16 protein-coding genes are annotated in these 12950 nt (G+C 71.2%); 7 read left to right on the top strand and 9 right to left on the bottom strand.

Annotated features, from left to right (window positions below; all coding sequences use genetic code 11):
- Positions 1 to 79: 79 nt before the first annotated feature.
- From VLK66_RS15890 to VLK66_RS15905, 4 genes are all read right to left on the bottom strand, one after another.
- Positions 80 to 565 carry a GNAT family N-acetyltransferase gene (locus VLK66_RS15890; protein ID WP_325310430.1) on the bottom strand — a complete coding sequence of 162 codons (486 nt, stop codon included), beginning with the start codon at positions 563 to 565 and terminating at the stop codon, positions 80 to 82.
- 26 nt (positions 566 to 591) lie between these two features.
- Positions 592 to 1008 carry a DUF2251 domain-containing protein gene (locus VLK66_RS15895; RefSeq protein WP_325310431.1) on the bottom strand — a complete coding sequence of 139 codons (417 nt, stop codon included), beginning with the start codon at positions 1006 to 1008 and terminating at the stop codon, positions 592 to 594.
- Between the two features lie 31 nt (positions 1009 to 1039).
- Positions 1040 to 2773: a hypothetical protein gene (locus tag VLK66_RS15900; RefSeq protein ID WP_325310432.1), complete on the bottom strand. Its 1734-nt coding sequence runs from the start codon at positions 2771 to 2773 to the stop codon at positions 1040 to 1042.
- A 279-nt stretch (positions 2774 to 3052) separates the two neighbouring features.
- Positions 3053 to 3793: a DNA alkylation repair protein gene (locus VLK66_RS15905; RefSeq protein WP_325310433.1), complete on the bottom strand. Its 741-nt coding sequence runs from the start codon at positions 3791 to 3793 to the stop codon at positions 3053 to 3055.
- Positions 3794 to 4037: 244 nt separating this feature from the next.
- Here VLK66_RS15905 and VLK66_RS15910 point away from each other — a divergent pair, with 244 nt between their 5' ends.
- From VLK66_RS15910 to VLK66_RS15920, 3 genes are read left to right on the top strand one after another with little or no spacing between them, the layout of a single operon-like run.
- On the top strand, positions 4038 to 5120 hold the full coding sequence (locus tag VLK66_RS15910) for a hypothetical protein (protein ID WP_325310434.1): 1083 nt from the start codon (positions 4038 to 4040) through the stop codon (positions 5118 to 5120).
- A gap of 7 nt (positions 5121 to 5127) precedes the next feature.
- Complete coding sequence (locus VLK66_RS15915; protein WP_325310435.1) at positions 5128 to 5643, top strand: hypothetical protein; 516 nt, start codon at positions 5128 to 5130, stop codon at positions 5641 to 5643.
- Between the two features lie 54 nt (positions 5644 to 5697).
- On the top strand, positions 5698 to 6348 hold the full coding sequence (locus VLK66_RS15920; protein WP_325310436.1) for a hypothetical protein: 651 nt from the start codon (positions 5698 to 5700) through the stop codon (positions 6346 to 6348).
- A 170-nt stretch (positions 6349 to 6518) separates the two neighbouring features.
- Here the strand turns inward: VLK66_RS15920 and msrA are convergent, their stop codons facing one another.
- Positions 6519 to 7061, bottom strand: coding sequence for a peptide-methionine (S)-S-oxide reductase MsrA (gene msrA / locus VLK66_RS15925; protein WP_325310437.1), 543 nt, complete (start codon positions 7059 to 7061; stop codon positions 6519 to 6521).
- 306 nt (positions 7062 to 7367) lie between these two features.
- Between msrA and VLK66_RS15930 the strand changes: the two genes are divergently transcribed.
- Positions 7368 to 8081, top strand: coding sequence for a hypothetical protein (locus VLK66_RS15930; RefSeq protein ID WP_325310438.1), 714 nt, complete (start codon positions 7368 to 7370; stop codon positions 8079 to 8081).
- Between the two features lie 41 nt (positions 8082 to 8122).
- Here the strand turns inward: VLK66_RS15930 and VLK66_RS15935 are convergent, their stop codons facing one another.
- Genes VLK66_RS15935 through infA form a run of 4 tightly spaced genes read right to left on the bottom strand, consistent with a single transcriptional unit; the run spans position 8123 to position 10402 of the window.
- On the bottom strand, positions 8123 to 9172 hold the full coding sequence (locus VLK66_RS15935; protein ID WP_325310439.1) for a hypothetical protein: 1050 nt from the start codon (positions 9170 to 9172) through the stop codon (positions 8123 to 8125).
- Positions 9169 to 9831, bottom strand: a complete 663-nt coding sequence (locus tag VLK66_RS15940; RefSeq protein ID WP_325310440.1) for an HD domain-containing protein — start codon at positions 9829 to 9831, stop codon at positions 9169 to 9171. Before VLK66_RS15940 ends, VLK66_RS15935 begins: the two co-directional genes overlap by 4 nt.
- A 38-nt stretch (positions 9832 to 9869) precedes the next feature.
- On the bottom strand, positions 9870 to 10148 hold the full coding sequence (locus tag VLK66_RS15945; RefSeq protein ID WP_325310441.1) for a hypothetical protein: 279 nt from the start codon (positions 10146 to 10148) through the stop codon (positions 9870 to 9872).
- Positions 10149 to 10183: 35 nt separating this feature from the next.
- A complete protein-coding gene (infA, locus tag VLK66_RS15950; protein ID WP_325310442.1) occupies positions 10184 to 10402 on the bottom strand; it encodes a translation initiation factor IF-1 in 219 nt (72 codons plus the stop codon).
- A 397-nt stretch (positions 10403 to 10799) separates the two neighbouring features.
- Here infA and VLK66_RS15955 point away from each other — a divergent pair, with 397 nt between their 5' ends.
- Genes VLK66_RS15955 through VLK66_RS15965 form a run of 3 tightly spaced genes read left to right on the top strand, consistent with a single transcriptional unit; the run spans position 10800 to position 12812 of the window.
- Positions 10800 to 11561, top strand: coding sequence for a carboxypeptidase-like regulatory domain-containing protein (locus VLK66_RS15955; protein ID WP_325310443.1), 762 nt, complete (start codon positions 10800 to 10802; stop codon positions 11559 to 11561).
- A 55-nt stretch (positions 11562 to 11616) separates the two neighbouring features.
- Complete coding sequence (locus VLK66_RS15960; protein ID WP_325310444.1) at positions 11617 to 12369, top strand: carboxypeptidase regulatory-like domain-containing protein; 753 nt, start codon at positions 11617 to 11619, stop codon at positions 12367 to 12369.
- Positions 12366 to 12812: a carboxypeptidase-like regulatory domain-containing protein gene (locus tag VLK66_RS15965; protein WP_325310445.1), complete on the top strand. Its 447-nt coding sequence runs from the start codon at positions 12366 to 12368 to the stop codon at positions 12810 to 12812. Before VLK66_RS15960 ends, VLK66_RS15965 begins: the two co-directional genes overlap by 4 nt.
- The last annotated feature ends 138 nt before the right edge of the window (positions 12813 to 12950 follow it).

Below are 12950 nucleotides of genomic sequence, written 5' to 3' on the forward strand. Positions count from 1 at the left end.
GCCGGGCAGCGCGGATCTCCCGCCCCTCCATCCGCCACATCCCGCGCCGAAGGCGCCTGCCATAGCGAGGCAGAATCGATCATCCCCCCTCGCCTCCTTCGCCAGCCAGGCGCCGGAGCGCGTCTCCGGCCACGCGAAACACCGTCCAGTCGTCCATCGGCTGCACGCCCAGCGAGCGGTAGAAGCGGATCGCGCTCTCGTTCCAATCCAGCACCCACCATTCCAGTCTCCCGCAGCCGCGCTCGACGGCCAGCCGCGCCAGGTGGGCCAGCAGCGCGCGCCCGATCCCCTTCCCCCGCGCCTCGGGGCGGACGTACAGGTCTTCGAGGTAGATGCCCGGGCGGCCGAGGAAGGTGGAGTAGTTGTGGAAGAAGAGCGCGAACCCCGCCGGCTCGCCGTCCGCCTCGGCGATCGCCACCTCGGCGTACGGCCGCGCGCCGAACAGCGTCTCGCGCAGCCCTTCCTCCGTCGCCACGACCTCGTGCGCCAGCCGCTCGTACTCGGCCAGCTCGCGGATGAAGCGGAGGATGAGCGAGACGTCGGCCCCGGTGGCGGCGCGGATCATCGGCGGGGTGGGGCGAGGAGACGGGATCAGCGGAAGAGGTCGAGCGCCTCGTCTTCCCAGCGGTGGCCGAAGGTGGTCCAGCCGGTGGCGGTGCGCGCCGGGAAGCCGCTGCGGCACCACCCCCGCCGCGCCGCGAAGTCGTAGACGGCGACGGGGTGCTGGTCCAGCCGCAGCATGGCCTTCAGCCCATCGTCGGACCAGCCGACCTCGACCAGGCGGATGCGAGGCGGCACCTCGTCCACGTTGTAGATGCCGAGCGCGTCCACGATTGGCGTGTCCCCCGGCCAGTCGGGGTCCACGGCGTAGAAGTACCCCGTCAGCCCGTCGTCCTCGAAGACGGTGGTGAAGCGCTCCGCATGCGACGGGCCCTCGATGACGAACGGCTCGCCGGGCCGCGAATCGTGCGCGGCGACCACGCGGACGCGCATCGGCTGGTACGTCATCGCCGCGATCCGGGGAACGGGGAGATGCCCGTCACTTCTTCCCTTCCCCATCGCCCGCGCCGCCCTCTTCCTCCTCGTCCTCATCCGCATCGTCCAGCCCGCCCATCCCGGGGAAGCCGCCGAGGCCTTCCATGCCACCGGGGAAGCCGAGCGCGGAGAGATCGCCGAAGCCCTCGAGGCCGCCGGGGAAGCCGCCCATCCCGCCCAGCATTTCCTGCAGCCCCTGCATCATCTCCTCCAGGCCGTCCGCGCTCTGCGGCATCTGCCCGGCGCTCTGCATCAGGCCGCGCATCATCTCCTCCATCCTCCCGCCGCCCAGGCCGCCACCGAAGTCGAAGCCGCCCGGCGCGGGGCCCAGGTCGGCGAAGATGCGCACCTCGCAGATCGCCTCGCCGCGGCGCTGGAAGAGCGCCATCCCGGCCTGCGGCGGCACCTCGGCGCCGTCCCACCGCGTGGTGACGTACTCCAGCGCGCACGCCTGGCCGTCGTCCGTCGCCGCGCAGGGGGTGAGGACGATGGCGCCCTCCTCGCCGATGCGCGCGCCGTACTGCCGGCGGACGCTGTCCTCGGCGCTGACCCACGGCAGGGGGACGGGGACCAGGCACTGCGCGTCGTACGTCGCCGCCACGCCCGCGATGTCGTCCGCCGCCAGCGCCTGGAGATGGCGGGAGATGACATCGGGAAGATGGAGATCGGCGGCCGGCTGCAGCACCGGCGCGCGCTCGCCGCGGCGGCCGCGCGCGGCGGCGGGCGACCAGTACGCGCGCAGCTCGCGGAAGCCGCCCTCCGCCCGCTCCCACACGCATGCCGCGGGAAGGAACGTCGTCTGCCCGCCCGCGGCGGTGACGATCATCCCGTGCGCCACCACGCGTTCCGGCGTCTCCACCACCCCCGCCGGCGTGTACTGCGCGCCCCCCTCGAACACCGCGCGCGCCGAGGCGACCAGCCGCTCGATCCCCGCCCCGTCCGTGCGGCCGACGAGCGGGTCGTCCAGCGCCGGCTCGCCCCCGAACAGCTTGCGGACCGCCGCCGCGTCGCCCGCCAGCAGCGCGGGAAAGTAGCCGTGCGCGGGAAGGCTGGCCTGCGCGGAGAGCGCCGCGATCTGCGCCAGCGCCTCGTCGGTCCCGGGCGCGCCGGCCAGGTGCGTGCGCAGCATCTCCATCGCGTCGCCGGGATGTTCGCCGCCGTGCGCTTCGTGGTCCTCGTCGCCGCCCAGGTGCACGAGCTGCGGCTCCAGCTCGATCGCGTCGCCCTGCCAGATGCACCCGTAGCCGATGCCCACGGAGTGCTCGGGCAGCCCCAGCACCTCGGCCAGGTCGCCGTGGCGCGCGGTCTCGAAGCGGTAGTCCACGCTCTTCGACGGCGCGCGGAGAATGCGCTCCACCGTCTGCGGCGAGCCGCGCCCGAACGCGGCACAGAGGACCGCCGCGTCGCCGCCCTGCGGGCCGCCGCGCTCGCCCACGAAGTAGCCGGGCCACGAGTCGTACTCGTCGGCCACCTCGCCGCCGCGGAAGAGCGTGTAGCGGAAGACGTTGTCGTCGTTCACCGTGGCCAGCAGCGCCACCGCGCCCAGCTCGCGGCTCAGCTCCGCCGCCAGCTCCACGCCCGAGTCGGGGACGTCTTCCGCCTCCTCGTCGAACACCACCACGCAGCCGCCCATTGCCGCGGGGCCCACGTAGGCCTGCCGCCGGCGCGCCTCCAGCGCCTGGATCACGCGGTCGCGCCCGGCGCCGTGCAGGGTGATGTTGGAGTACGAGGAACCCATTCGATCGCTTCGTCTTCGGGAGATGGGAGGCCAGCCGCGCGCGCCGGAATTTTCGACCGGTACGATAACGCCGCCGCCGCCCCCCGGCCATCGGGTGCGCGGCGGAGATGCGGGAAAGGAGACGCGTGGATCTCATCGTGGAAAAATGCGGCTGAAGCCGCGGCTACAACGGCACACTGTCCGCCTTCGCGGACATCATCCCCGCCGCATGCCGATCCAACGCGCGGGATGCCATCGTTTCGCGAGATCCACGGTTCACTTTCGCACTCTCGCACTCTGTCACGGGATCGAGTCGGCCGCGCCGCTCCGGAGCAGCTGCTTCAGCGCCTCGCGCTTGCTGAGGGGGCTGAGCTCCGCGGCGTGCTCGCGGACGTAGCGCATCACCCAGCCGGGATCGGTGCGCGCGTGCTGGCGCAGCGCCCAGCCGATCGCCTTGCGCAGCCAGAATTCCGCGCGCCCGAGCGACGGCTCGATGCAGCGCTCGAGCAGGTCCAGGTCCGTGTCGCGCTTCAGCGGGAGCTGGCAGAGGATGGCCGCGCGGCGCTTCCAGATGTCGCCGCCGCGGCTCCAGGCCAGCATCTCGCGCCGCATCTCGCCGGGAAAGCGGCGGAGGAGCACGGGAAGGCGGTGCGCCGCCACGTCGTCCACATAGTCCCACCACGCGCCGGTGACGACGATCTCCTCGTACATCGGCAGCGCATCCAGCGTCTGGAAGCGGGCGAAGCGCCGGTCGCCCGCCAGCCGGAGCGCGGCGTAGCGCTCCTCGCGGAACTCGGCATCGCGCCAGAGACCCAGCACCGCCGCGCGCCACGCCTCCGCCGTCGCCAGCTCCACCTCCGCGAACAGCTGGCGGAAGATGGCGCGCTGCGGCGTGGCCTTCACGCCGTGGTACGGCATCGCGGACTTCATGTACGCCCGCGCGCCCTCCGCCGTGGCCGGGTCGCCCGCGGCGGCGAGCGCGGCGCGCAGGCGCGGAAGGAGCCCATCGGCGTCAGCGGTCGTTGGAGATATGGGGATCATGAGATGGAGATCACCGGCTGGATGAGCGGCGGCGGGCGCATCCCGTATGGGTATCGGATGACGATGACCGCGGCAACATCCCGCTCCGGCGCGCGGGATCGCCATCTTCATCCCCGGTCGTGAAGCGCTTCATCTGCCACGGCGGGGTGGAGCAGAGGATGCTTGTATCCGCCCGATCCGCCATTACCTTGCGTCGTGTTAATCGCTCCGCCCTTCGCGCCACGCTCCGCTCCGATCCCCCGCAATGCGCCTGCGCGTTCTGGCATTCGCCTTTTTCCTGCTGCCGTGCGCCGTTCCCGCCCCCGCGCAGCACCGCGGCCCGCGGGTCGGCGGCCTTCTCTTCGCCGGGCTGGACTTCGCCGCGCGGCAGAAGGGGGACACGGGGTTCGAGCTGGCGCAGGCGGCGGGGCTGCTGAACGTGGGCTTCACCGACCACTTCGACGCCGTCACCGAGGTCACCGCCACGCCGGTGGACGGGCGCGAGCGGATCCGCGTGGAGCGCTTGTTCGCGCGCTACGCCTTCAACGACGCGCTGAAGCTCTCCGCCGGCCGCTTCCACACCCCCATCGCGTACTGGAACACCGCGTACCATCACGGCGCCTGGCTGCAGACCTCGGTCGCGCGCCCGGAGCTGATCCGCTTCGGCACGCCGCTGCTGCCGCTGCACTTCGCGGGCATCCAGGCCGAGGGGCTGCTGCCGCCCGCGCCGCTGGGGCTGGGCTACGTCGTCGCCGCGGGCCGCGGACGCGGCAGCGACCCGGAGACCCCCGGCCGCACCGGCGAGCTGGCGGGGTGGGACGGCCGGCCGGCGTGGGTGGCGCGCGTGTACTCGCGCCCGCCGGCGCTGGGGCGCGTGCAGGTGGGCGCCAGCGGCTACCTGGACCGCGCGGTGGCGCGCACCGGCACGCGGGTGGACGAGCGCATCCTCTCCGCGCACCTGGCGTGGGAGATGGACTGGCCCGAGGTGCTGGCCGAGTACGCGCACCTCCAGCACCGCCCCGCGGGCTCCGGCGGCGGCTGGGCGGGCGGCGAAGCGTGGTACGTGCAGGTGGGCGGGCGATTGTACGGCAGGTCCGAGGGGATCAAGGGCTACGGGCGGATGGAGCGCGTGCGCGTCTCCGCCGCCGACTCGCTGCTGGGGCCGCTGCACCCGCGCTACGACGGCGCCGTCCTGGGGCTGCGCGTGGACGTCACCCCCTTCGCCATGGTGCGCGGCGAGCTCCGGCAGGAGCAGCGCGCGGTGACCGGCCGCGCGAACAGCGTGCTCCTGGAGGCCAGCGTGGTGCTGGCCCGCTCCTCCGACCGTCCCTCCCTGCATTCCCACTGAGCCGACGATGTTCCGATCTCTCCGCCCCGTCCGCGCCGGCGCCGCCCTGCTCGCGGCGGCGCTGCTTTCCCTCGCCCGCGCGGACACCGCCCCGGCGCAGACGGCCGCGCGCCAGCCTCCCGCGGGCGCCGTGGCCATCATCGCGCACCCCCGCACCCCGGTGAACGGGCTGACGCTGGCCGAGCTCCGGCAGGTGTTCCTGGGCGAGCAGCGGTACTGGCGGGACCGCACGCGCATCCAGCTGGTGGCCCGCGTTCCCGAGGCCAGCGAGCGCAGGGTGGTGCTGCACGTCATCTACAACAACATGACGGAGGCCCAGTACAGCCGGTTCTGGACCGGCAAGCAGACGCGCGTCGAGGGTTCCAGCCCGTGGCCGGCCTTCAACAGCGAGACGGCGCGCGAGATGGTGGCCGCCCGGCAGGGCGCCATCACCTTCGTTCCCGCGAGGCAGACGACCACCGGGGTGAAGGTGCTGCGCATCGACGGCAAGCTCCCCGGCGATCCCGGGTACCCGCTGCAGTAGCGGCTTTTCCAAGGCCGGGAGATCTCTTCGCCGGTCGAAACCCACGCAATCCTGATGAGGCTCGCTCCGTGGGGATGGGTGCGGCGCATGCTGGGCGCGGCGGGGGCGTGGATCGTTTCCAAGGTCCCCGAGCTGGTGCTGCAGTGCGCGCTGATCGTGTTCAGCATCGTCCTGGCGCTGGCCGTGGACCAATGGCAGGGCGAGCGCAGCGACCGCGATCTGGCGCTGCAGTCGCTGGACGGCTTCGAGCGCGAAATCGGGGCGAACCGCGCCAAGCTGGAGGACAAGACCGACTATTACGTGACCTTGCGCGACGTGGTGCCTCGCATGGACTCGGCGGGGAAGCTGCGGACCGCGGACGAGTTCTACGACATGCTGGGGGTGCAGAGCTTCCAGCCGCCGGCGCTGCAGGCCACGGCCTGGCAGACGGCGGTGGCCACGGGAGCGCTGCGCCTGCTCGACTATCCCACGGTCGACGCCCTCTCGCGCGCCTACAACCAGCAGGCGAGGTACGAACGCGTCAGCGAAAGCCGCATGCCGGAGTTCCTGCGCACCGGCACCGCGCCGCAGGGCGCCACCCGCGCCATGGTGCGCGCCACACTGCTCTACATGGACGACGAGGTGCGCGAGGAGAAGAGCCTGGCCGCGGAATTCGACAACGCGCTGGCGAAGATCGCCGCCGCCAAACGCCGGGAAGGCGGCTGAGGGGAAGTGCGGAAGTGCGGAAGTGCGGAAGTGCGGAAGTGCGGAAGTGCGGAAGTGCGGAAGTGCGGAAGTGCGGAAGTGCGGAAGTGCGGAAGTGCGAAGAGTACGAAAGTACGCCGAATCCACGCGATCCAGCGTACTCTCGTACTTTTCGACTTTCGTACTTCAGTTCAGGCGCTTTGCAAACGCGACAGGTACTTCTGGCGGAACCTGGCCACCTTGGGCGCGATCACCACCTGGCAGTAGCCCTGGCCCGGGTTGCGGGCGAAGTAGTGCTGGTGGTAGTCCTCGGCCGCGTAGAACTGCGCCAGCGGCTCGATCTGCGTGACGATGGGGTTCTCCCACACGCCCTCGGCCTCCAGGTCCTGGATCACCTCGCGCGCGGTCTGCTCCTGCTCCGGCGAGTGGGTGAAGACGGCCGAGCGGTACTGCGTGCCCACGTCGGCGCCCTGGCGGTTAGGCGTGGTGGGGTCGTGGATGGTGAAGAACACCTCCAGGATCTCGCGGTAGCTCACCTCGGCCGGGTCGAAGGTGACCTGCACCACCTCCGCGTGCCCCGTCCGGCCGGTGCAGACGCTGTGGTAGTCCGGGTTCGGCACGCTCCCGCCCGCATACCCGCTCACCACCTTCTCCACGCCGCGCAGCTGCTCGTACACCGCCTCCAGGCACCAGAAGCATCCCCCCGCCAGCGTGGCGACTTCTCTATCGGGCATCTCGTTCTCCCTCTCGGTTTCCAGGCATCACCCAAACTCATGACCCCACGAAGGTTGGATGAAGATGGGTTACCCATGCCGAGCCACGCCGGTCTCGCTCCTCCGCGCCCCGCCAGATGCACGATGCGTCTCCGCCGCCGCCAGCGCCAGAGGCAGAGGCAGAGGCAGAAACGAAGCGTCCCCAAAGCGATGTCCGGGGGTTACTGGCGGGCGCTCACGAAGCCAAGCCGCGCGCATGTCATTTCGGGGTTGCGCTTGACACAACGGCGATTAACGATGGATATACCCGCTGCTTGTGAAAGCTTAATGAACATCGCCAGGAGAAAAACAATGTTCCGCATCGTGATCGGCGTGGTTTTCCTCGTCCTTGCCACGTTGGCAATCTTGGAAGCGATCAGGGTGGGTCCCACCACGTCGGCCGGCACGGTCCTGCTCAACCTTGGTACCGAAATCATAGGTATCGTGATTACAGTGGCCGTCGTCGACTGGCTGTTCGAGCGGCGAAGGCACGCGGACGAGGCGAAGAAACTCGCATGGCGTGTGCTGCACGACCTCGATCATGCTGTCTGGGTCTGGCAAGGAGGAAGACGCGACCTGGCTCTAGACGAATTACTCGGACTGATCTCTTCGATTGGGGATAATGACCCGATCCCGTCATTCACCAGTACACTTCTGCTACGGTTAGGAAGTGCGGCGGAGATCACCTGCCGTCACCAAAGTGAGGTGGTTTCCGTAAATAGAGACCTGGAGAAAAGCCTTGGACAGTTGGCCAAGCTCGCAGCATTGCGAGACCCGAACTGCACTCTCTCGACTTCCGCGATCCGTTGGCACCTGTGGGATGCGGCCCTCAACCTCGCCGCTACTCTTGACTTGGATCGCTCAGTAATCGCGAAGGAGCTGATCGCACCGCTGCGAGATCCCTCAGAAGAAGCACAAGAATGGAGACACTACGGCCATCGAGTGGTCGTTTCTTCTCCCCCCTCCCGAACTCCAATGGATTTAGGACAATTGGGTGACTGAAGTAGGTCATGGAGGGGCCACACAGACACCTCACACCGACCTCAGCTCCGCAGCTCGGTGACGCTCTCCACGAACTCGCTGAAGGGGAACATGTCGAAGCTTTCGAACGGGCGCGGCGCGTATCCGGCGCGCACGAACGAGGCCAGATCCCGCGCGTGCGACGCGATGCTGCACGACACCAGGCACACCGCCGCCGGCCGCCACGCCGCCACCCGCTCCGCCACCCCCGGCGCGCACCCGTAGCGCGACGGGTTCACGAACACCACGCTCGGCCGCTCCGCCTCCGGCCGCCCCACCAGCCTCTCCGCGGGGATGCGCTCGTAGCGCGCGTGCGCCAGCCCGTGCAGCGCGGCGTTGCGCACGGCGCTCTCGATGGCCCAGCGGTTGGTGTCCACGCCGACGACCACGCTCTCCGGCGTCGCCGCCAGGATGGAGTGGAGACCCACGCCGCAGTACAGGTCGACGATGCGCGATGGATCGGAGGCCGCGTCGCGCGCGGCGGCGGCGAGGTCCGCGGTGAGCCAGCGGTTGGTCTGGAAGAAGGCGAGGTGATGCGAAAGGATGGTGCGGCCCAGCAGCTCGTGGCGGAGATACGCTTCGCCCAGCTCGATCGCCTGCGAGGGAAGGGAGATGCCGAGCAGCCCGGGCGACGCGTCCAGCAGCTCGCGGCAGAATCCGTCCAGCGACGCGCTTCCCCGCTCCGCCGCGATCGTGAGATGCGCCCGCTCCGAGCCGAATTCCAGCCGCACCTCGAACCCCGTCACCCGCCCCTCGCGCGGCGCCGCGGCGATCCGCTCAGCGACGTCGCGGACCAGCGGCCGCGCCTCCGCCGGGAGCACCCAGAGCGATTCCTCCACCGGCACGCGCCCGAGCCGCGGATCCACGCCCACGAACGCGCCGTCGTCCCCCCGGCCGAGATAGAAGCTGCCGCGCATCCGGTAGCCGCGCTCCACCGGGCATCTCCGCATCCCGCGGAACACCCCGCCGAAGCCGTGCTCGTCCAGCACGCGTGCGATCTCCATCTCCTTCTCGTCCGCATGCCGCGCGTAGTCTTCAGCGAGAGATGCGGCGGTGGATGCGGTCTCCGTCATCCCCCGTCCCCACCCCCCGGCGCGGGCGCGCGCCGGTCCAGCGCACTTCCGCACTCCCGCACTTCCGCACTTTCCCGGCGGAGCGCGTCCAGCAGCGCGCGGGGAACGGGCGAGGTGAGGCGCGCGTCGGCGTTCGCCCGGAACTCGTCCAGCGCGCCGGGAGGCGCATCCCCCCGCTGCTCGTATTCGGCGGCCTGGAATGCGGTTTCGAGCTTGTCCAGCTCCTTCACGAAGCGCGCTTCGGGCGATTCGGCCGCGTCGTACTCGCGCCAGAGCGCGGCCAGCGAGTCGTCGCCGGCGAGCGCGGCCAGCCGCAGCATCGCCGCTTCCTCGCGGCGGCGCTTCTCATCTGCGGGTACGTTGTCGTAGGGGGTGATGTCGCCGACGAGCGATTCGGCCAGGTCGTGCACCACGGCCATGGCCACGCAGCGCGGCACGTCCAGCGGCGGCGCGGCGCGCGGGGCCAGCACCAGCGCCAGCAGCGCGGTGCGGAAGGAGTGCTCGGCTACGGATTCGGGAGCGGAGATGCCGCGCAGCGCCCAGCCAGCGCGCGGCGTGTCCTTCAGGCGCCCGGCCAGGTGGAAGAAGCGCAGCAGCGCGGCGGCCGACGGATCGGCGCCGCGCTCGTCTGCGTTGGGAAGGGGAGATTGGTCCCGCATTCCCGGAAGATCGGCCGCCAGGGGCCGGTCGGGAAGGGTCAGCCGGCCACGAGCGCGGGCTCGCTCCGCACCAGCACGTTGGAGGCGGCCGCGAAGAAGGGCTTGCCGTCGCCCTCCGTAAGCTTCAGCTCCAGCAGGCGGCCGCCGTCGCCGGTACGGCCCAGCACGCGCACCACCATTCCGGCACCGGCGGCGCAGAACACCTCCTCGCCGGCCGAGGGAAGCCGGTCCAGGGCCGTCACCCAGCCGGGCCGCGCCTCGTGGTTCACCGTCAGGGAGTCGCGCTCGATCCGCCGGGCACTGTTGTTCATCGTCATCCTGCCTCCGGTGAATGCGGGAGGGGCGGCGCCGGTCACTTGTGCCGGTAGGTAATCCGCCCCTTCGAGAGATCGTACGGGCTGATGGCGAGCGTCACGCGGTCGCCTTCCAGCACCCGGATGCGGAACTTGGCCATCTTCCCCGCGCCGTAGGCCAGCACCTCGTGGCCGTTGGGAAGCTCGACGCGGTAACGGCGATCCGGCAGGACCTCCTTCACCACCCCCTCCATCTCGATCGATTCCTGCTTCGCCATCCCGTTCGCTTTCCGCCGGACCCCCGCCCGGCATGGGAAGAACGCCCGCGTCGCGCGTCGAGCCTCGGACGCGCGTTGCGGGCGGTGGCCGGCAGGGGCCGGTGCCCCCGCTGAGCCGCACTCACTTGTACACCCCCGCGCCGCGATCGTTCGCGTACAGGAATGCAACACCGCAAGATAGCGGTTTTGCGGCCATAGCGAAACCACGCCGTTCCGGCGGCTGCGGGCCAGGCGAATGAATTCGCGGCAACCACCGCACAAAGTCCCTGCGGGGCTGCGGCCCCGGCATCGGCGCGGAACGCTGCCCGCGCGCGAGGCGTCATATTCCGGCGCGCCCGCGCGTTCCACCCTGCGGCCCCTCATCCGTCTCCCCTCTCCTTCGATTTCGGCGCAGCGCATGAAGACTCCTCTCTCCAGCCTCCAGCCGTGCGGCGAACGGTGGGACGCGATGGAGCGCCTCGGCGACGGGCGGCGCGTCTGCCGCCGCTGCGAGCGGCCCGTCACCGACCTGCGCGGGATGAGCGTGGACGAGATCACCTTCGTCCACGTGATGAGCGACGAACCCGTCTGCGGCGTCTACTCGCCCGGGCAGCTCCGGCCCGATGCGGCAGAGGCGAAGCGCTGCCGCTCCGGCGCGCTGGTGACGCTGGCGCTCGGCGCCTCGCTCCTCGCCGCGCGCGCGGATGCGCAGACGGCGGTGGCGCCCGCGCCCGAGCTGGTGCAGCTTCCGGCGGACGCCGCGGCGCGGCCCGGCGACGCATCGCAGCCGTCGCACGCGCCGGGCGCCGCCGCGGCGGAAGACACCGTGCTCTACGGCACCGTGCGGACGAAAGACGGAACTCCGCTCCCGGGGGCGGCGGTGATGGTCGTCGGAACCGCGGCTCGGGCGGTCACGGACAGCGCGGGTGGGTTCGCCGTCCGGGTGCCCCGGGAGCATGGGGGGAAGATCGAGCTTCGCGTCGGGCGGCTTGGCTACGTGACGCGGACCGTCTTCGTTTCCGCGGCCGGAAACCGGGCCGGCGTCGGAGTGCTGCTCGAGCCCTCCGCCATCATGCTGGCCGGGTTGGTCGCAAGCGCCGATGGGCGCGGGGCCGTGGAAGACCGCGCGGCGCGGCGGGAGGGCTTTTCGGTGGCTCGGATCGAGGTGTCCGGCCCGTGATCCATTACTTCGCTAACGTCTCCTTCATCGATCTCTCCCACACCGGGTGACGCCCATGGAAGCCGACATCTCCCACCTGCGGTTCTGCGACGAAGATTGGGGCGGGATGGAGCCGCTCGGGCCGGACCGCCGCCTGTGCGCCCGATGCTCGCGCCCGGTGGTGGACATGCGCCACCTCACGCTCGACGAGATCACGGAGATCCACCTGTGGAGCGAGGAGCGGGTCTGCGGCTTCTACGCGCCCGAGCACTTCGCGCCGGCGGCATCCTCACCGCCGAGGCGCGGCCGCCCGGGGCTGGTGACGCTGGCGCTGGGCGCGTCGCTCCTGGCTGCGCGCGCGGAGGCCCAGCCCGCCGCGCCCGCCGCCCGCGAGCACGTGCAGCTCCCGCCCGGCGCCGCGGCGAAGCCCGGCGATGCGCCGCACGCCGCCGAGCCGGACGGTGCGGCTCGAGCCGACACGCTGATCCACGGCAGGGTCCGCGCGGCCGACGGAACCCCGGTCGTCGCCGCCACCGTCGCCGCGGAGGTGCACGGCGCGGCGATCCGCGCGGTCACGGACACCGCCGGCCGGTTCGTTCTGCGCATCCCGCCGAACGCCGATCGCGAGCTGACGCTGCGTGTCTACAGGATCGGATTCGAGCCCACGACGCTCTCCATCGAAACCACCGGGCGCCAGATCGAGATCCACGTCAGCCTTGCGGCCAGCGCAACCATCGGCCTGGGGTCGATCGTCGCCGTCGGCCCGGTGGAAACCGCCAGGCGCCGCGAAGGCTTCTCGGTCGCAAGGCTCACGGTTTCCAATCCATGACGAAGCTTTTCGTGACCTCGCTCGCCGCGCTCCTCGTCGTCGCGCTCGCGCTCGCGTCCCCCACGCGGGCCGCGGCGCAGCGGCCGCCCGGGGCGGACACGCTGCAGATCCACGGGACCGTGCGCGCGGCCGACGGCAGCCCCGTCCGCGGGGCGGAGATCGTCGTCGAGGGCACGCGCCGGACGACGGCCACCGACAGCTCGGGACGGTTCGCCCTCGGCGTCCCGCACCGGCGTGAACGCCGTCTGCGCCTCCGCGTCATCCGGCTCGGGTACGCGCCCCGGACGATCTCCGTGCGCACCACGGGAAGCGAGGCCCGGGTGGCCGCGGTGCTGCAGCCGCGAGAGGTCGACCTCTCGGCGCTGGAGAACCGGGACGGTCCGGTGGCCTCCACGCGAAGTCTCGGATTCACGATCAGCGTGATCCACGTATCCAGTCCCTGAGCGGCGATCCGCGGGGCCCGGCCGTCATCGTCGGCCAGGCCGTTCATGATGCACGCACGGCTGGTGGTGCATTTCGGGCCACATTACCTTGCATCTCGACAATCTGCATCCCCCGTCAGACCCACCTCCCCCCCCCCC

Origin of the sequence: Longimicrobium sp. (assembly GCF_035474595.1) — a bacterium.
Classification (GTDB): domain Bacteria; phylum Gemmatimonadota; class Gemmatimonadetes; order Longimicrobiales; family Longimicrobiaceae; genus Longimicrobium.

Excerpts from the sequence above, each read along its gene's own strand:
- VLK66_RS15890 (WP_325310430.1), bottom strand. The coding sequence starts at position 565 with ATGATCCGCGCCGCCACCGGGGCCGACGTCTCGCTCATCCTCCGCTTC.
- VLK66_RS15895 (WP_325310431.1), bottom strand. The coding sequence starts at position 1,008 with ATGACGTACCAGCCGATGCGCGTCCGCGTGGTCGCCGCGCACGATTCG.
- VLK66_RS15900 (WP_325310432.1), bottom strand. The coding sequence starts at position 2,773 with ATGGGTTCCTCGTACTCCAACATCACCCTGCACGGCGCCGGGCGCGAC.
- VLK66_RS15905 (WP_325310433.1), bottom strand. The coding sequence starts at position 3,793 with ATGATCCCCATATCTCCAACGACCGCTGACGCCGATGGGCTCCTTCCG.
- VLK66_RS15910 (WP_325310434.1), top strand. The coding sequence starts at position 4,038 with ATGCGCCTGCGCGTTCTGGCATTCGCCTTTTTCCTGCTGCCGTGCGCC.
- VLK66_RS15915 (WP_325310435.1), top strand. The coding sequence starts at position 5,128 with ATGTTCCGATCTCTCCGCCCCGTCCGCGCCGGCGCCGCCCTGCTCGCG.
- VLK66_RS15920 (WP_325310436.1), top strand. The coding sequence starts at position 5,698 with ATGAGGCTCGCTCCGTGGGGATGGGTGCGGCGCATGCTGGGCGCGGCG.
- msrA (WP_325310437.1), bottom strand. The coding sequence starts at position 7,061 with ATGCCCGATAGAGAAGTCGCCACGCTGGCGGGGGGATGCTTCTGGTGC.
- VLK66_RS15930 (WP_325310438.1), top strand. The coding sequence starts at position 7,368 with ATGAACATCGCCAGGAGAAAAACAATGTTCCGCATCGTGATCGGCGTG.
- VLK66_RS15935 (WP_325310439.1), bottom strand. The coding sequence starts at position 9,172 with ATGACGGAGACCGCATCCACCGCCGCATCTCTCGCTGAAGACTACGCG.
- VLK66_RS15940 (WP_325310440.1), bottom strand. The coding sequence starts at position 9,831 with ATGCGGGACCAATCTCCCCTTCCCAACGCAGACGAGCGCGGCGCCGAT.
- VLK66_RS15945 (WP_325310441.1), bottom strand. The coding sequence starts at position 10,148 with ATGACGATGAACAACAGTGCCCGGCGGATCGAGCGCGACTCCCTGACG.
- infA (WP_325310442.1), bottom strand. The coding sequence starts at position 10,402 with ATGGCGAAGCAGGAATCGATCGAGATGGAGGGGGTGGTGAAGGAGGTC.
- VLK66_RS15955 (WP_325310443.1), top strand. The coding sequence starts at position 10,800 with ATGAAGACTCCTCTCTCCAGCCTCCAGCCGTGCGGCGAACGGTGGGAC.
- VLK66_RS15960 (WP_325310444.1), top strand. The coding sequence starts at position 11,617 with ATGGAAGCCGACATCTCCCACCTGCGGTTCTGCGACGAAGATTGGGGC.
- VLK66_RS15965 (WP_325310445.1), top strand. The coding sequence starts at position 12,366 with ATGACGAAGCTTTTCGTGACCTCGCTCGCCGCGCTCCTCGTCGTCGCG.